Here is a 17,865-nt window from a genome sequence, read left to right as displayed (position 1 = left end):
CAAAGCCCGATGCAAAACGGAAAATCGAAAGGGAACAACCAACTGGACGTGGGTCTATCAGGCCTCGGCTCCGAACTCTACGTAACCAAGGGGACATTTTTGCTGCACAGTTAAGGGGACATATTGCCTAAGTATAAACATCTAGTGTTTCTTACTTGCCAGTTTGTATCAAAGCGTTTAAAATTCATCAAGGGAGGCAGGAGCCTTGCGTTGCGAATTGGCATCAACGCCCAAAAAGCGCTCGATCGTGAGACCGGTATCGGCAACTATGCCTTTCACCTCTTGAAAGCCTTCGCAAAAATCCCGGCTGCCAACGAATCCATTCGACTTTTTCTATTGAACGGCGAAGAAAAGGTTCGTCGTTTTCAGCCCGAATCAGCGATCGATTCCACCGAATGGCCCGGAAAAGGCAGCGTTCCGCGGATCTGTTGGGAGCAGCTCGTTTTACCTGGCCGAGCGGCGCGGGCCGGAATGGATGTGCTTCACTATCTGGACCACGCCGCGCCGCTTTTCAACAAGCGTCTGCCGATCGTCATCACGGTTCATGATCTGGCTTTTTACCGCCTGCCCTTGATGTACGACACTCGGCGGCGCTATTACAAACAGTACGTGGGGTTACGCAGCATCCGTCTGGCCGATCACATCATTACCATTTCAAATTCGACCAAACGCGACATCATGGAACTAGCCGGCATTGATGATAGCAAAATAACTGTTATCAATTATGGATTATCATCTATTTTTCAAAATGTTACAAATGAAATCAAAGAAAATATAAAAATTCGTTACGATTTGTTACAGCCGTTTTTCTTGTTTGTCGGCACCTTGCAACCTCGAAAAAACATCGAAAATATTCTGGCCGCCTTTTCACTGATGCTGCAAAACAAGCCATTGCCGCATGAGCTTCTGCTGGCGGGTGGCGAGGGTTGGCTGACTGGCGACCTGGTTGCCGCAGCCGGGCGATATAATGTTGCCGATCGCGTGCGACTGCTCGGCTCGGTTCCACATGACGATTTGTCCGGCCTTTATGGCAACGCCACCGCCTTGGTTTATCCTTCGTGGTATGAAGGTTTTGGATTGCCGCCGCTCGAGGCCATGGCATGCGGCACGCCGGTCATCGTCAGCCAGACGGCAAGTTTGCCGGAAGTTGTTGATAATGCAGGAATATTAGTTCATCCTGGTGATGTACAAGGCCTCGCGGAAGCCATGGGTCGCTTGGCGACCGATGAAGCCTATCGAACGAAGTATTCCAAACTCGGGCCGGTACAGGCCGCAAAATTTTCCTGGGATGATTGTGCTCGCCGCACATACCAAGTGTACCAACAAGTCCACCAAGCGAGAAAAAAAAATGTGGTTTAGGAGAAAAAAACAATCCGTTGAGGGACCTTATTCACTTATGCTGAGTAACGGTCGTTTTGCAACTCCGGAGGGTGTTGTCCAAACCAATCTTCAGATCCGGGACAACCATATCGAAAAAATCGGCAATCTTTCCCATCACCATCGAAGCGATAGCCTTGATCTCGATGGAATGTTGGTCACGCCCGGTTTGATCGATGCCGAACATCCCCTGGATGAGGATTGCTTTTCGCCACTCAAACCGGGCCCCTATCTGGATCGTGAAAAGCGCCAAAACGAACTGGAAGTCGAATTTGCCGAGATCATTCAGCAGGCAAACAAAGCGGGAGATATTCGCTTCAACGCGGGTTTCTTGGATTCGTTGAAAAACGGCGTCACCACCGTCGCCAGCCCTCGCCGGCCGAATACACTTCCGGTATCGATCCGTCTGCCTTGGTCGACCTGGATCTCTTCCTTAATTATAGAGAAGAATCCGGCGAAAAAATTTGTTCAGGCCCGTAGCGAACCGGTCTTTGTTTCCTTGGCCGACGGCGACAGCAGGGCAAAATCCCGAGAGTTACAGCTCGCCTCGGAATGGGGCATGCTGGCGCCGAATCTGATGGCCGTCGGTGGGGTCGCCCTGACCCCCAACGGCAGCCGCCATTTGGCCGCCGCCGGTTCTTTTCTGATTTGGCGACCGTTGACCGACGAATATGTTTTCGGTCGGACGATCAACGCCGATGTCTTGAAACAAACCGGCTTGCAAGTGTTGATCGGCGCCGGTTCGAGACGTGATGGAGGTCAGGGGCTTTTAGCCGCCTTACAACGAGCCGATCGTCTTGGCCATCTTGATCGCCACCAACTACTGGACGCTGTGACCAATTTGGGGGCCTCGGCCTTTCAAATTCCAGCCGGTAGAATCCGCGAGGGCCACTATGCCGATTTTGCCGTGTGGCGCGCGGATTCGGTCGAATCGGCGATTTTCGAATTGGGGCGGGACACGCTGGAAATGGTCATTCTGAACGGCCGGGTAGTTCTTTGCCGCGAGTCATCTCGTCACCTGGTGCCGAACGCCGATCTCCTTCTCCCGGTCGAAAAAGAGCCGGGCTTGTACTGCGTCATCGACCAGGCGCCTTGTTTCACGTGAAACAATCGGCTAATTGCCCGTTTTCATTTGACTAATTCCTCATTCGCCATTCCGCATTTCCCATTATTATTTACGGCCTGGGTGGTATCGCGGCTGCTAAGCCGCTCTTACATTTCGCATTCGCTCTTACATTCGCCATTCCACATTCCCCATTCGCCATTCCACATTCGCCTCTTTCTTGACTCGTGAACCGATTGATTTTTGGTCGCTTTCCTGTATTGTTTCACGTGAAACAAAGGCGGGATCATGCTGGACGAACATTTCGATATTCTGGTCATCGGCGCCGGCCACGCGGGGGTCGAGGCGGCTCACGCGGCAGCCAGGCTAGGGGCGCGGGTCGGCCTGGTGACGACCAATGTCGAGGCCATCGCTCGGATGTCGTGCAACCCGTGCATCGGCGGCATGGCCAAAGGCCACCTGGTGTGCGAAATCGATGCCCTTGGCGGAATCATGGGCAAGGTGGCCGACGCCACGGCGATTCAATTCCGCCGCCTGGGAACCAAAAAAGGCGCCGCCGTCCGGTCGCGCCGCTGTCAATCCGACATGGCCTCTTATAGCCAGATGATGCGCGAAATCATCGAGCGCGAGCCGAATATTCATCTGCGGCAAGATTCGATCGAACGCCTGGTGGTCGACGGGCGAAAAGTCTTTGGCGCGGAAGGCCGCTCCGGTCGTCGTTATCTGGCCGGCGCGACCGTGTTAACCACCGGAACCTTTCTGCGTGGCCTGTTGCACATCGGTTTGACCCATTTCGCCGGCGGGCGTTTGGGCGAAGCGCCCAGCAATTCGCTGTCGGAACACCTGATCGAGCTTGGCTTGCCGCTCGGCCGCTTGAAAACCGGCACCCCGGCCCGCCTCGACGGCACCACAATCGACTATTCGCCGTTGACCGTGCAGCCGGGCGACGAAAAGCCGGCCTTTTTCAGTTTCGAAACCCCGCCGCATCCGGTCGAGCAGATTCCTTGCCACATCACCTACACCAATGAAAAAACTCGGGATATCATTCGGCAGGGGCTGGACCGCAGCCCCTTGTATTCCGGAGTGATTAAGGGTGTCGGGGCGCGCTACTGCCCAAGCATCGAGGATAAAATCGTGCGTTTCCCCGATCGCGCGGCGCATCAAATCTTTCTGGAGCCGGAAGGGCGGGGCACCACCGAGGTTTACCCGAACGGCATCTCCACCAGCCTGCCGATCGACGTGCAAGCGGCGATGATCCATAGCCTGCCGGGGCTCGAAAAGGCCGAGATCGTCCGCCCCGGCTACGCGATCGAATACGACTACCTGAACCCGATCCACCTGCACCCGTGGCTGGAAGTCAAAAGCCTTGAAAATCTGTTTTTCGCCGGCCAGATCAACGGCACAAGCGGCTACGAAGAAGCTGCGGCACAAGGGCTTGTGGCGGCAATCAATGCTGTACACAAAATATGGGGGCGCGAGCCGCTGATCCTGCGTCGCGACCAGGCGATGATCGGCGTGTTGATCGACGATCTGGTCACCAAGGGCACCGAGGAACCCTATCGCATGTTCACCAGCCGCGCCGAGTATCGCTTGCTGCTGCGCGAGGACAACGCCGACCAGCGCCTGACCCCGCTGGCCGCCTCGCTCGGCCTCGTGTCCGCCGAGCGATCCCGCCGGCTCGACGAAAAACTGCGGGCGATCGCCGCCGAGACCGCGCGGCTCGCGCAGACCTTCGTCACCCCGACGGCCGGCGTGCTGGATTTTCTGCAAAGCAGGGGTTCGGCGCCGATTCACAACAAGACCTCGCTGGCTGAGTTGTTGCGGCGCGACGAACTCGATTACGCGGCCTTGGCGCCGCTCGATTCGGCGCGACCGCCGCTCGCCGAAGAAATCATCGAGCAGATCGAAATCCAGATCCACTATCACGGCTACCTCGACCGGCAGGAACAATCGGCACGGCGGCTCAGTGAATCGGAAGCCATTGAACTTCCTGATGATTTACCTTATCGCGAATTGCCCGGCCTCTCTACCGAAATCGCCGGCAAGCTGGCCGCCGTCCGTCCCCGCACCCTCGGCCAGGCCGGCCGCATCCCCGGCGTCACCCCCGCCGCCCTCCAAGTGCTGATGATTTATCTGCATAAAAAGAAATATAAATAAACCCCATTCTTGGCAATCTTCGGAAACTCGCGATATTATTTGTCCGCACGGACTTATTGGCAATTTTGTCGCCAAACCAAGGAGTCGGCCATGAACCTGCTGGCGATTGTCGCGGGGCGGAAGGGGAAGAGCACGGACCGGTTGGTGGAGCGGGCGCTCGAGGGCGCCGCAAGCCGCGAGCCGGCGGGGCGCGGCGAAAAGATCAACCTGTTCGACTACCGCATCGAGTTCTGCAAAAACTGCCTGAGCTGCCGCGACAGCCGGGCGCCCGGACCCTACGCCCGCTGCGCGATCCGCGACGACATGGACATCCTCGCCGAAAAACTGGCGGCGGCCGACCGCCTGATTTTCGGCACGCCGGTGCACATGGGTTACCCGCCGGGCATCCTGACGGCCTTTCTCGAACGCGTCTGCTGGACCTTCGCCAAACCCGAACGGCGCATTTTGACCATTACCGGCTGCCCGTTGCCGCGCGACCCCAAGCCGCGCCGGGCGGCGATCATCGTTTCGGCGGGCGTCGTGCCGCCGTTCTTCCGCCGCTTTTGCGACGAAGCGACCCCCTATATTTCGAGCAGCATTCGCGATTCGCTGAACGCCGAAACGATCGGCTCGTTCTATGCCGGAGCGCTCGAAAAGCGCGGCGTCGAACCTTACCTGGACAAGGCCTTTCGCCTTGGCCGCCGGCTGGCGGCTAGCGAACGCAACGAGCGAAATAGAGATAGGTAGTGTCGTTGTAGCTAACCAGGCCGTTGGTAAAATGGACCCGCCACGCCGTGTCGTGATTCTCGACCACCTGCGAGGAGGACCAATAAATCCAGCCATTACCGGCCAGTTCGGCCGGCCAATAACGCCCGCCACGGCCGGGACCGCCAAAGTAGCCGCAACCTTCACAAGGCGGATCCCAGCAACTCATATAGGCCAGGCACTCGTCCGTCACTCCACAGGCGCCGCCGGCTGCCGTGTTGTCGCACCCTCGGATAAAACTGCGCAGCTCGGAAACCGTCGGTAATCGCCAATCGTCAAAGCCGCCCCAATTCAAATTCGCGCAATGGCTTTTGGCCTTTTCCCAATTCAAGCCGGGAGCATCGCCGTTTTGCCACTGCAAACCCGAAAGCGAATCGGTCCAGACATCGCCCGGAGTATCGTCATCGTCGTTATCGTTGTCGTCATCATTGTCATCATTGTCATCATCATCGTCATCGTCGTCATCGTCGTCGTCGCCATCCTCATCGTCCGAAATCAGATCCGGACCCGACCCGGCGTCATCTTCGTCATCGTCGTCGGTTTGCCGACAAGCGACAAAGGCCAAGCCAACGCAAAAAAACATCAGAACCAACCCCAACCAATATTTTTTCATCCGGTCCTCCCGTCCCGATCCCTTTCGGATGGCGCCGATCTTCACTAACTCATTTTAGCGTTACTTGACGCGGACCAGAAGAAAATTTATTCGCTGACGGTCACCGCGAAACCCGCGGCGGCGAAGCGTTTCGCCACGGCGGCGAGGGCGGCGGGGGCGAGTTCGCCGAAGTCGCGGTAATCGTCGCCGCGGCCCATTTTTTCCCATTTGTTTTTAGCGAGGCGGTTGTAGGGCATGAGGTGGACCGGGCCGCGAAAGCCGGTCCATTGCAGGTATTCGACGAGTTGCCGCAAGGCGGCGGGCGTATCCGTGACGCCCGGAATCACCGGCAGCCGCGCCCACAGCCGTTCGGGGGGCAGGGCCGCGGCCAGCCAGGCAAAATTTTCGAGGATCTTTTCGTTCGGCGAGCCGGTCCAGCGCCGGTGCGCGCCGTCGTCGATCAACTTGAGGTCGAAGAGAAACAGATCGATCGCCGCCGCGAGATCCGCGCGCCGCGCCGCCGGAAACAGGCCGCACGTCTCGAGAGCGACGTGAATGCCGTCGGCGCGAAGCGCCTGCGCCGCCGCCAGCAGAAAATCCAGCTGGATGGTCGGCTCGCCGCCGGAAAACGTCGCGCCGCCGCCCGACTGCTCGTAAAACGGCCGGTCGCGCCGTGCCGCCTCGACCACGGCGGCCGCCGAAATTTCGCGCCCGATTTTTTCCAGCGCCTTTTGTTGGCACGCCGCCGCGCATTCGCCGCAGACCGTGCAACGATCGGCCAGCCGATGGATCGTTTTGTCGTGCAAATGCACCGCCTGGCGCGGGCAGACCTCGACGCAGCGGCCGCAGGCGACGCACCGGTCGCGGCAAAAGGCCATTTCGAGGCCGAGCGCCTTGGACTCGGGGTTGTGGCACCAGGCGCAATCGAGCGGGCAGCCCTTCAGAAAGATCAGCGTACGGATGCCCGGCCCGTCGTGAAGCGCGTTGTACTGCAGGTCGAAAACGATGCCGTTCATGTCGCCTGGTGCTCCGTGCGGGCGATGATCTCGTCCTGAATCTCGCGCCCGAGGTCGACGAAATAGGTGCTGTAGCCGCCGACCTTGACGATCAGGTCGCGGTGCTCGTCCGGCCGACGTTGCGCGGCGCGCAAGGTGTCGGCCGAAGCCACCGTGGGCTGAAGTTGCGCGCCGCCGAGGCGGAAGTAGGTCCGCACGAGGTCGATCCACTTCCGGCGCGTTTCGGGGTGCGCGCCCAGCGCCGACGGATGCTGGCGGATGTTGACGGCGCAGCCGAGCTGTCGCGTGAAATCTAGCGCGGCGACCGAGCGCAGCACGCCGGTCAGGCCGGCGCGTTCGACGTTGTACGGGTTGCAACTGGCGGCGTAGGGCGTCGCGGCCCGGCGGCCGTCGGGCGTCGCCGGCGACAGGCGGCCGTCGAGGGTGTGCGAGGTCATGCTGTTGAGGAACGGCGCCACCGGACCGCCCTTGAAGGTCGACCGCTTCTCGACCAGGGCGAAGAGCCGGTCGGTGAATTCGCGGGCGAGGGCGTCGCACTCCGGCTCGCCGTTGCCCCACTTGCCACTCACTTCCCGCACCGCGGCGAGAATTGCCTCGTGGCCGACGAAGTTTTCGTCCGTCGCCCGCACCAAAGCGCCGAGCGAGAACCGTTTTTCCTCGTACACGAGCCGCCGGATGACGTACAGCGAATCGATCACGTTCGCCAGGCTGTTGATCATGTTGATGCCGGTGAGGTTGTAATCGGCCCCGCCGCGGGTGACGTCGCGGCGGCGGTCGGCGCAGCCCCGAATGAAGGCGGAGATCATCGGCGCCGGCAGCAGGTCGGCGAACACGCGGTCACGCAGGTTGGAAGCCGATAGGCAAAGTTTCACCTGGTGGTCGGCCTGGACGAAAAACGCGTTGAGCAGCGCCGCGAAATCGGCGAACGAATCCGGCTCGCCGGTGCGCGGGCCGGCGCCGGCGATCGGGCCCAGCAGCATCCGGGCGTCGCCGTTGTGCAACGTCAGGTCGAGCAGGCGGCCCAGCAGCAAACCGGCGAAGCCCATACCGCCGGTCTTGCCGGGCGCGAGCAGATCCGTGCAGCCGGTGATGGCGTAATCGCGCGCGTCCTCGGCCGCGTAGCCGTAACGCTCCATGGCCGGGATCAGCACCTCGTCGTTCATGAACGAGAAGCTCGCCGTGCCGCCGGCGAGGCGGTCGGCCACCGCGCCGTACAGCTCGTCGGGCGTGTCGCGATGAACCCGCACGACGATGCTGGTCACGCTCTTGGAACGATCGGCCGCCTCCAACAACAGGTAGGTCAGATCGTTGACCGCGTCGGCGCCGTCGCGCCGGCGGCCGCCCAGGGTGATCGGCGTCGAGCCCTCGTAGCGCAGGTAAAAATTGCCGAGAAAATTCGATTCCGGCCGGATGTTTTGCGCCATGACCTTGAGAAGCAATTCCTCGAGCAGTTCCCGCGCTTCCTCGCGCGACAGGCGGTCGGCGGCGCGGTCGGCGTGATAGTACGGATACAGCAGTTGATCGAGCCGGCCGTAGGCGTGAACGTTGTCGGGGTGCGCCAGTTCGACGGCGACCCGGTGGGTCCACAACGCCTGCACGGCCTCGCGAAAATCGACCGCCGGATGGAGCGGCACGCGGCGGCAGATCGCCAGCAGCCGCCCGAGTTCGGCCTTGCGCCGCGGCTCGCGTTCCGCCAGCAACGCTTCCTCGATCCGGTCGGCCAGCCGGCGGCAGAACACCATCAGACCGTCGAGCGAAATCGCCAGCGACAACAGAAAATCGCGCCCCTCGCCGTCGGTTTCCGCCAGGCCGGCCAGCCGCTCGTCGACTTCGCGCCGCATCTCCAGCAGGCCCAGGCGCAGAACGCTTTCGTGATCGAGCACCAGGTGGCCCTGGTAGGCGGCGATGGACGCCCCGACGCCGACGATGAACACCTGTTTGGAGGGGGTGTTGGGCACACCGTCGATGAACCGGGCCATTTCGCCGTCGGGCAGGCCGGCCGCGCGCAGTTCCTCGGCCAGGCGGTCGGCCACCGAACGGCCGCGCCAATAGGGCAACAGTTCCTTCTGCAATACCCGGTTGTCGGCCGGGTCGATGGCGAAGGCGTTGATTTCACGGTCCAGCAGCGTCTTGAGGCCGACGTTGACCGGCGTTGGGCCCAGTCCGGCGCTGTTTTTCAGCAACTTCGCCGCGCCCTTGGGTCCGTGGCGGCGGACCAGGTAACCCATGAACCGCGAATAGGCGCGCGTCTGGTAGGCGAGCATCGTGCTTTTGCTCAGTTCGACCTTCAACACATCGTTGAACAGCCCGCGCTCGATGTCGATCGGCCAGCCGAGAAAATGCTCGGTCCAGGCGCCGGCCAACCGGTCGTCCGGATCGAGATGATGCGTCATTTTTTCGTAGACGTTCTTGATCGCGTAAGCGACGCGCATGCCCAGCGGCAGGCCGGAGGTCTCGAGTTCGCGCCACTTTTCGGTGAAAAATTTCGCCCGCTGAATGGAAATGACCGGCTTTTCGGTCTGGTAACGCCGGCGCATCCGGTTGATGCGGTTCGAAAGATCCCTGGGTTGTTCGTCTTGAACCATCTCATTCACTCCAACAATCGTACCGCTCGTTCGCGCGCCCAGCTTGCCGAGAAAGCGCGGCATTGGCAAGGGGTTGTCCGGAAAAGGGTTGCCGGTGATCGGTAAAAAAACAATCGGCGTTCGGGTAGTCGACAATAAAAAAGGCGGCGCCGGTGCGTCGCCTTTTTTGTTTTTTTCGACCGATCGTTTACTTGGTTTTTTTCTTGGCTTTCGGAGCCTCGGGCGCGGGGGCGGGAGCCGCGGCGGGAGCCGGGGCCGCCGGCGCGGCGCCGCCCAACTGTTTGGCGGCCTCGGCCGGATTGAGGCCGAGCTTGTGTACGTCGAGGATCTTACCCTTGGACAGCGGGCTGAATTCGCCGACCCCGTAGCGTTCCTCGGCCAGATCCAGGCCGTTGATCGCCGAGCTGAGGAAGTGCTGATCGTAGTCGATCCGGATGTCGTTGGAGATCAGCGCGCCGCGGATGCCGCCCACCGCCTTTTCGGGGGCGGGCAGGTAGTAAACCGTTTCCGGCATGAACTGATCGACGAGGTTGTGCCAGTAGGAAGCCATGACCGCGTCGCCGAGCTTTTGCGTCATTTCCTGGTTGCCGACGAGCTTGGCCAGGTGCCAAGCCTCGGCGTTGGCTTCGTTGCGGGCGCTGGTCGGGGTGGAGCGCGGCGGAGTCGAGTTGTCCGCGCCGCCGAAGTAATCTTTGAAGGGCAGTTTGCCCTCGTGTTTTTCCGGCATGCCCCATTGATGGCCGAAGTGCCAGTTGACCATTTTGAAGACGTACTGCGGATACTTTTCGTTTTTCTCGATGCGATACAGTTTGCTCATCGCCTGCACGACCCAGGCGTCGGGTTGCTGTTTCGGGTCTTTGTCCCACTCGCGCATCTGGGCCTCAGCGCACTTTTTCGCGGCCGCCAGCCACTTGGGCTGCGGATCGGTCTCGTACAGGCTGACCAGCGACAGGAAAGCCTCGCCCGGATAGTAACGCGGTTGCGGACTCGGCACCGGGCCGCCCTTCAATTTCTGGCTCCAGGACGCGTAGAACTGGCCGTCCGCCACCTGGAAGGCGATGACGCCGTTGCCCAGCTTTTCGCGCAACGTTTTCCATTCCGGCGTCAGCAGTTCGGGCGGAATATCCACCAGCGCCATCGCGGTCAGGGCGTTGGTGCCCAGGATGGACTGCCCCTGGTAGTCGAGATAGGCGACGTTCGGATCCTCGGCGGCGATTTTGATGTTGGGAATGAGGTACTTCAACGCCCGCAGGCCGGCGTTGAGCAATTCGACGTCGCCGGTCGCCTTGTAAGCGGTGAACAGGCCCCACACCGCGCCCGCGTGACGGACGATGTTGTAGCCCTTGGCGAAGCGGTCGACTTCCGGGCGTTGGTGATAGCCCATCATGCCGTCGTCTTTGGTGTTGTAGGCCAGGTTGCGCGCCGCCATCCAGGCCGCTTCCAGCAATTGGCTGCGCGTGATTTCCTTGGCATACAGTTTGTGGGCGCGGTAGGTTTCCAGCGTCTTGCCGCCGCCCGGTTTGTCTTCCACGAAATCATGGGAAGTGAAGAAATAGAGCTTGGTTTTTTTCTCGTCTTTCCAGTCGTTTTCGCCGAGCTTGGCGTTTTTGCAAAGCTTTTTCAGTTGCAGTTCGCTCATCGCCTTGCCCATGACGCGATCCTTGTCGCCAAAGCCCTTCATTCCCCAACCCTGGTAGAGGACTTCCTCGGCGACCTGGAAGCCGCGGCGGCCGTTCGCGCCGTCGACGATCAGGCCGTGAATGCCCGGCTCGACGACGCGGCTGATTTTTTTCAGATCGCGCGACGGCAGGGTTTTTACCTTGTCGATGATATGAATGGCCAGGCGGGCCTGGTCCAATTTCGCGCCGAAACGGGTCGGAAAAGCCGGATTCTCGTGCAATTGCTGGCAGGCCCGGCGCAGTGACTCGGCGACGCTCCCCTCGCGGGCGCGCGTCTGCAACGGTTCGGTGCCGGCGGCGAAAATATCGACGAAAACGTCTTTGTTGTAATCGCCCGTCAGCGCCGCGGAAAAACCTTCCGGTTTGGCGGAAGTGTCGGCCAGGCACTTCCGGACATAGGCGGCCATCGCGTCGCGATCGGCGTCATTGAGCTTGATTTGTTTTTCGTCATAGGTTTTCTGGTCGCTGGTCGTGCTTTCGCAACCGATCCAGAACGCCGCCAGAATCATCAGCAATAAAAACAAAATCCCTTTTTTCCGGTTCACCATTGCCTCCCTAGTCCGCGGGGCAGTAGCCCAACTCCTGCAGGTATTGGTAGTCCTTTTTCTTGACACAAACCGGTTCCTTGGACACTTCGGTCTGACAACCCTCGGTGCACAGGTAACCGTCCGGACATTGCGCATCGAGATCGCAAATGATCGTGCAATAGGTTTCGTCGATTGGACCGACGCAATAAGTCGACCGGCATTCGACCTGGTCGTCGTCCTTGCACCAATCGGCATAACAAAAGACGGTGCAATCCACGCCCACGTCGCCCGTGATTCCCTCGCCACTGCCGCTCTGGTTTTCGTCGCCAACGCAACCGAAAATCAACACACACAGGCCGACCAGGCAGAAAAGAAAAATTCTTCCCGAGAAAAACAAAGCCACTCGTCGTAAGAGTGGCTTGGCGCCTGACTGAAAAGCCGTCACTTTTTCAACCTGCCGTTATTCCAGCCGCATCGGCATGATCACCGCCAGGAAGCCGACCTCGCCGGGCGAACGCATGATGCACGGCGAAAGCGAATCGGCCAGTTCCAACAGAACGTCCTCGCTGTTCATCACATTGAGCACGTCGAGAATATAGCGGGCGTTGAAACCGATTTCGAGTCCGGGCCCGTCGTAAATAGCCTCGACCCGTTCCTCGGCGGTGCCGAGGTTTGGATTGTTGCAGGAAATTTCAAGGGCGCCGCGTTCCAACGAAAGCCGAACTCCTTTATTTAGTTCAGTCGCCATGACCGCCACGCGACGCAGGGCGCGGGTCAGGTGATCCAGGCGGCAGGTAATCACTTTATCGTTGTTTTTCGGCACAACCTGCTGGTAATCGGGGTATTCGCCGTCGATCAGGCGGATGATCAGTTCCACGTCGGCGCGCCGCGCGATGATGGTGCGCTCTTTCACGCCCAGTGAAATATCGCCTTCCGCCTCGGAAACCAACTTGCGCAATTCCACCACGCCCTTTTTCGGAACGATGATGCCGTCGATGGAAAAATCGATTTCCGCCGGCAACGGCTTTTCGCACATGTTCAGTCGATGGCCGTCGGTCGCCACCAGGCGCAGGGTTTTGCCGGCATCGGTTTCCGCCGTCAAAAAATAAATGCCGTTGAGGTAATAGCGCGTTTCGTTGGTGCTGATGGCGAATTGCGTTTTGTCGATCATTTCGCCAACCAGCGCGCCGTTGATCGCGAATTGAACATCGGCGTCGGCCGACGGCAAAACCGGATAATCTTCCGAGCTCAAACCGACCAACCGCGAGGAAAAAGCACCGCTGCTGATTTCCACCCAATCGTTCGGCAGAACCTTCAAGTGAATCTCGTCGGTATCCAATTCTTTGCAGATCTCAAACAGCTTTTTGGCGTTGACCGTGATCGAACCTTCCGTTTCGACCACCGCCTCGCACAGGCTCTTCACGCCAACTTCCAAATCGGTGGCCACGAGCGTCACGACGCTGCCGCTGGCTTCGACCAGCACGTTGGACAGGATGGGCAAGGTCGATTTTTTCTCGATGACGCTTTGCGCCCGCGCCAGGCCACGGAGCAATTCTTCCTTGGCGATCGTGAATTGCATCGGCTCTCTTCCTTCTTCGTTTCGATTAAATGAATTAAATCCTTCGTAGATTTAGTTCACTTCATTTTGCGTGGATAACGTTCGTAACTTACACCGATGGAAGGGTTTTTCCTGTCAGTTGCGATGTGGAAAAAACGCCGCCAACCGGTGCTGATCCGCTCATTATAACGAATTCCACAGGTTGTATACAATATTTTCCACAAAGAAGCCACAGGCATATCCACCGGCCTTTTAGTTGCGGAGAGTCTTTTCCAAGGTTTCCAACATTCCGAAAAGGGTCGGATCCTGACGAGCTTGATCCTCGACTTTCCGGCAGGCGTACATCACGGTCGTGTGATCGCGGTTGCCGAACTTTTTCGCGATATCCGGGAAGCTGGAATGGGTCAATTTCCGGGAAAGGTACATCGCCACCTGTCGCGGTTCGGCGACGGCTTTGTGTTTGCGTGTGCCGATCAATTCGGCCTGTTTGACGTTGAACAGTTCGCAAACCGCTTTTTGAACCTGTTCGACGCCGATCGGACGGTCCGGGTCGCCGACCAGGTTGCGCAAGGCCTTGCGCGCCACCTCGAGGTTGATCTGGCCGTTGTAAAGTTCGGCGAACGCCGCCACCCGGCGCAAGGCGCCCTCCAGTTCGCGGATGTTGCTGGTGATGTGGCTGGCGATGTAGAAAGCCACCTCGTCGCTGAGGGTGATGTTTTCCCAGGCGGCTTTTTTCCGCACGATCGCCATGCGGGTTTCCAGTTCGGGCGCCTGGATGTCGGCGATCATCCCCATGCCGAAGCGGCTGCGCAGGCGTTCCTCGAGCATCGGTATTTCGCGCGGGTATTTGTCGGAGGCCAGAACGATCTGGGCGCCGTTCTCGTACAGCGCGTTGAAGGTATGGAAAAATTCTTCCTGGGTGGCTGTCTTGCCGCCGATGATCTGCACGTCGTCGATGAGCAGGGCATCGAGGTTGCGGTATTTTTTGTGGAAGGCGGTCGTTCGCTTGCCCTGAATGGCGCTGATCAACTCATTCATGAATTTTTCGGCGGAGACCAGCATCAATCGCATATCGCTATGTTTTTTCAACAACTTGACGCCGACGGCATTGAGCAGATGGGTTTTCCCCAACCCGGTGCCGCCGTAGATGAACAACGGATTCATACCTTGGCCGGGCGATTTGGTGACGTTCAAGCTGGCGGAGTAGGCGAATTCGTTGGACGGACCGACGATGAAGTTGTCGAACGTATAGGATTCGTTCGGCAAATTATTGTTGGTCTTCTTGACTTCGGCCGGTTCCGGCTTGATCGGCGCGGCAAAGACTTTTTGATCGAAAGTCATTTGCGATTCGGACAGTTCCACCTCGATGAGGATTTCCCGTCCGGCAATGTTCCGCAAGGCATCGGTCGCGATGGCCAGGTAATTTTCGATGAACCATTTACGGACCATTTTATTGGGAGCGGCCAGTCGCAGATACGTTTTGTTGACTTGGATTTGCGTCAGCGGTTGCAACCAGGCCGCGAAATTTTTGGAATCGACACGAGTTTTCAAAGCTTCGAGCGTACGAATCCACAACGTATCCATATTTTCAAAACCCCAAACCCGACCGGGGAATACGAACCCGCCAGCCGAATGTCCTTTATCAGCGATTTGGTTTGTTTTCGCCTTGACCCAAATCAACAAAGCCACTAAAGTGGCAAATTCACCTGTGATTTTCCATCGATAGGTAGCCTTTATTCTCCGATGGAAAGGTGAAGGACCGAAATCCTGGGGTGCATCTCTAGCAAGTCGGCCAAACGGTTTCAACTGTTTTTTTATTTTTTTCTGCCGATTTTTTATCCAAGCGGAAATCAAGGGAAAACGAATCCACAACCTGTGGATAAGTATATTTTTATTCCAATGAATTAACTTAAAAACGGGAAGGCGCCGCAGCCCGGACCCATGGTTTTTCTCAAATGTCCGATCCCCTTGTCATTCAAGCGTTATTTTCTCGATTTTGAAATTATAATTTATATGCATAATTTTATTTCCGGTTTTCGTCAGGCGCTCCGCCGACACCCCGAAAAGAAAGGTCTTGAAGTTGTCCACAGGTTGTCGACAACCCCGCTTATTTATTCCGCCGGGTCGCCCGGAGTAAAAAATTTCATTATTTTTCGAGGGCGTACAACAACCAGGAAAAAGGGGTCGCCAACCCGATCAACCGGCCATTTGAATTTTAGTACCCGCTCTTTACCGAGTTCTTTTACCCGGTTTGCGGGATAGTTTCGCCCGGTGCGTCGCCAATCAAAAAAAAGCGATGTGGAAGGATGCAACAATAAAACCAATTGGCCGATAAACGTGAAAACCGAACGATATCAACGATTCCAACCAGGAAAAAGGCACCTTCTTTTTTTTACCGATGATAAAAAACCTATCGTTTTTCAGGATTTGATTTGCCTTGTCGACGAAAAGGGTCTACAACCAAAAAAGAAGATTCCGGCGCCGCATAAATTTTAACGCGGCACATGCGGCGCCGGAACAATATGGGGTCCCAGCAGAAGCCGGGCTTGGGGGCTCGTTGATCGGGCGCCCACCCGGCCCATTTTTTTTCGGGCCCAGGTGGATCGCCGCCTGCGGCCGAAGCCGCCGCACGTCAAAACGCTTTTTTGTGAAAGAGCCGGATCAGGGAACTCACACGCCTGACCATCACCCCTGATGACGTTTTTGAGTGCCTGATCCTTCCGATCCGTCCCGTGAACGGAATCGGTTATAACAAAGCAAAAAGTTAAAATCAAGCAATTTTTCAATCACTTACAAAAAATAGTTAAAGTAAACCATTAGGATGTTACAACTTGTTGAAAAAAAAGGAGAAATTCATTTTTTGGGGAAGTTTTCGGGCGAATTTAAACCATTTTTCGATCGCCCGGCCGGTCAATATCGCCGCAGAAGACTGATCACCAAGCCCTGGATGACCAGGCGCCCGCGCGGCAGAAAAAACGATTGCATGGCCGCGTTGGCCGGCCGCAATTCGACTTGATCGCCATGATAATAAAGCTTTTTTACCGTGGCCTCGCCTTCGGTCAGCGCGATCACCGTCTGCCCCGATTCGGCGTGGTCCTGCTTGCGCACGAGGATCAGGTCGCCGTCGCAGATGCCGTCCTCGATCATCGAATCGCCCACCACCCGTAGCGCGAAATGCTCGCCCGTCGACAAATAGGAAGCCGGGATGTCGATCAGCGCGTCCTCGTCGAGCACCTCGACCGCATCGACCGGACGGCCTGCGGCGATGATGCCGACGAGCGGCACTTTTACCGGGCGACCGACCGGCCGAAGCAAACCGGCCGCCGGCTCATGCCCGGCTAAACGGCGAACGCGAGCCGGCAAAGTCAAAACTGGATTCATGCGCAAAACCCCTGGTGCCCAACGGGCCAATCAACAGCGGCCATGATATACCATACAAATGTATGGGGTCAAGCGGTTGTTTTTGTTTGGCGCGGCGAACGGCGCCGGCCGGCTGCGGCTCTGGCGGCGAAAACGAAAGAAGGCCTGATGAACGCCCAGCCGTGGAAGGGACGTTACACCGGAAAAACGGAGGCGCTGCCGGACAACTTCGGGCTGCCGATCTACCACTACAGGTGCAAGACGACGACGATGGCGATCCTCGAATCGCCTACCGCTCCAAGTTTAGTTGATGGCAGTCATGTCGGTGATGGCGACAAAAAGCGTGTTCGTAGCTATACGCCCGCTGAACACTATCTTCGAGCTTCTGATATCAAGCGGAAAGCCGCCACCAGGGAAGGTCTCTCGTACAATCGACAAGATGCCAAACATGATATCTTCGCTCACGGACCCGATTTCGGCATTGCGGTTGACAGGAACGCTGGTGACGCGCTAAAGGAGCAGGCCAAGCGAGATCTCGCCGCCATCGCCTCCACCGCGGTTGCTCAGGCCAAGGAAATACTTGTACAGATCTACCCACGCGGTTCGGAGGCAGGGGCAGGCGAAATGCAGTACGTTTATATGTCTGAATCGCCGCCAATGGAGGTTGATGTGGACGCGGAAGGCGTCATTCGCTCATGTAACTATATCGATGATTTTGATAAACGTCTGGAAAACAGAAGGAAGCAAATGATATGGCTACGGTTAAAATAACGGCGACGATCGCAACGCAGGTTCAATCGCTTGTGCCGCCTGATGAGGACCGGTTTGATACTTATTTTCCACCGGCGCTTGAGAACATCTCTTCGATGGTGGCCAAAGGAAAGGCTTCCGAGCAAGCCAACCATACTGAGTTTGCCGAACTACGCCGCATCTTGACCGAGCAAAAGGATTGGGTGATTGGCAACAAGGAGCGCTTCGAGACCATCAAATTATGGCGTGAATCGTTCCCCCGCTCTCACTGGTGGTGGTGGATGGAGGAGCTGTGAGGGCTGTTTATTCACAAGATAGACTAATAATAACTAACAGTTGGTCAAATTGGCCTAATTCATTTTTTAGAATGAAGGATTTTTCCGATTTTCATTCCGATTCTCATTTTTATCGCGATTTACCGCTATATCTCAAGCACTTACGTCCTAGTCGGAAATAT

The 17,865-nt window shown here is 57.7% G+C and carries 14 protein-coding genes and 1 pseudogene; 7 read left to right on the top strand and 8 right to left on the bottom strand.

The window, feature by feature from the left end; genetic code table 11:
- The first annotated feature begins 210 nt into the window (after positions 1–210).
- From GX444_11345 to GX444_11330, 4 genes are all read left to right on the top strand, one after another.
- The gene (locus GX444_11345) at positions 211–1,359 is read left to right on the top strand and encodes a glycosyltransferase family 4 protein (protein ID NLH49182.1); all 1,149 of its coding nucleotides are present in this window, start codon (positions 211–213) and stop codon (positions 1,357–1,359) included.
- Positions 1,349–2,482: an amidohydrolase family protein gene (locus GX444_11340; protein ID NLH49181.1), complete on the top strand. Its 1,134-nt coding sequence runs from the start codon at positions 1,349–1,351 to the stop codon at positions 2,480–2,482. Before GX444_11345 ends, GX444_11340 begins: the two co-directional genes overlap by 11 nt.
- A 246-nt stretch (positions 2,483–2,728) precedes the next feature.
- Positions 2,729–4,597 (top strand): tRNA uridine-5-carboxymethylaminomethyl(34) synthesis enzyme MnmG, encoded by a 1,869-nt coding sequence (mnmG, locus tag GX444_11335; GenBank protein ID NLH49180.1) that lies wholly within the window; start codon positions 2,729–2,731, stop codon positions 4,595–4,597.
- Between the two features lie 90 nt (positions 4,598–4,687).
- Complete coding sequence (locus GX444_11330) at positions 4,688–5,323, top strand: hypothetical protein (protein NLH49179.1); 636 nt, start codon at positions 4,688–4,690, stop codon at positions 5,321–5,323.
- On the opposite strand, the gene GX444_11325 is transcribed toward GX444_11330, so the two are convergent.
- The gene (locus tag GX444_11325; GenBank protein NLH49178.1) at positions 5,289–5,702 is read right to left on the bottom strand and encodes a DUF1566 domain-containing protein; all 414 of its coding nucleotides are present in this window, start codon (positions 5,700–5,702) and stop codon (positions 5,289–5,291) included. The two genes, GX444_11330 and GX444_11325, sit on opposite strands and share 35 nt — an antisense overlap.
- A 37-nt stretch (positions 5,703–5,739) precedes the next feature.
- Between GX444_11325 and GX444_11320 the strand changes: the two are divergent.
- Positions 5,740–5,880, top strand: a pseudogene (locus GX444_11320) (wall-associated protein).
- A gap of 160 nt (positions 5,881–6,040) precedes the next feature.
- Here GX444_11320 and GX444_11315 read toward each other — a convergent pair.
- The 7 genes from GX444_11315 to lexA form a co-directional block, all read right to left on the bottom strand.
- Positions 6,041–6,949 (bottom strand): glycyl-radical enzyme activating protein, encoded by a 909-nt coding sequence (locus GX444_11315; GenBank protein ID NLH49177.1) that lies wholly within the window; start codon positions 6,947–6,949, stop codon positions 6,041–6,043.
- Positions 6,946–9,534, bottom strand: a complete 2,589-nt coding sequence (locus tag GX444_11310) for a hypothetical protein (GenBank protein ID NLH49176.1) — start codon at positions 9,532–9,534, stop codon at positions 6,946–6,948. Before GX444_11310 ends, GX444_11315 begins: the two co-directional genes overlap by 4 nt.
- 187 nt (positions 9,535–9,721) lie before the next feature.
- Positions 9,722–11,758, bottom strand: a complete 2,037-nt coding sequence (locus GX444_11305) for a hypothetical protein (protein ID NLH49175.1) — start codon at positions 11,756–11,758, stop codon at positions 9,722–9,724.
- A 10-nt stretch (positions 11,759–11,768) separates the two neighbouring features.
- On the bottom strand, positions 11,769–12,143 hold the full coding sequence (locus GX444_11300; GenBank protein ID NLH49174.1) for a hypothetical protein: 375 nt from the start codon (positions 12,141–12,143) through the stop codon (positions 11,769–11,771).
- Positions 12,144–12,200: 57 nt separating this feature from the next.
- A complete protein-coding gene (dnaN, locus tag GX444_11295) occupies positions 12,201–13,319 on the bottom strand; it encodes a DNA polymerase III subunit beta (protein NLH49173.1) in 1,119 nt (372 codons plus the stop codon).
- A gap of 231 nt (positions 13,320–13,550) precedes the next feature.
- Entirely contained in the window at positions 13,551–14,882 is a 1,332-nt protein-coding gene (gene dnaA / locus GX444_11290) for a chromosomal replication initiator protein DnaA (protein NLH49172.1), read from the bottom strand.
- 1,326 nt (positions 14,883–16,208) lie between these two features.
- Positions 16,209–16,679, bottom strand: a complete 471-nt coding sequence (lexA, locus tag GX444_11285) for a repressor LexA (protein NLH49171.1) — start codon at positions 16,677–16,679, stop codon at positions 16,209–16,211.
- Between the two features lie 147 nt (positions 16,680–16,826).
- On the opposite strand from lexA, the gene GX444_11280 reads away from it, so the two are divergent.
- Both GX444_11280 and GX444_11275 read left to right on the top strand, forming a co-directional pair.
- Entirely contained in the window at positions 16,827–17,429 is a 603-nt protein-coding gene (locus GX444_11280) for a hypothetical protein (protein ID NLH49170.1), read from the top strand.
- Positions 17,411–17,704, top strand: coding sequence for a hypothetical protein (locus tag GX444_11275; protein NLH49169.1), 294 nt, complete (start codon positions 17,411–17,413; stop codon positions 17,702–17,704). Before GX444_11280 ends, GX444_11275 begins: the two co-directional genes overlap by 19 nt.
- The last annotated feature ends 161 nt before the right edge of the window (positions 17,705–17,865 follow it).

The sequence above is a fragment of the Myxococcales bacterium genome (genome assembly GCA_012517325.1).
In the GTDB taxonomy this organism is placed as follows: domain Bacteria; phylum Lernaellota; class Lernaellaia; order Lernaellales; family Lernaellaceae; genus JAAYVF01.
This window is presented reverse-complemented; position numbering and strand designations above follow the sequence as displayed.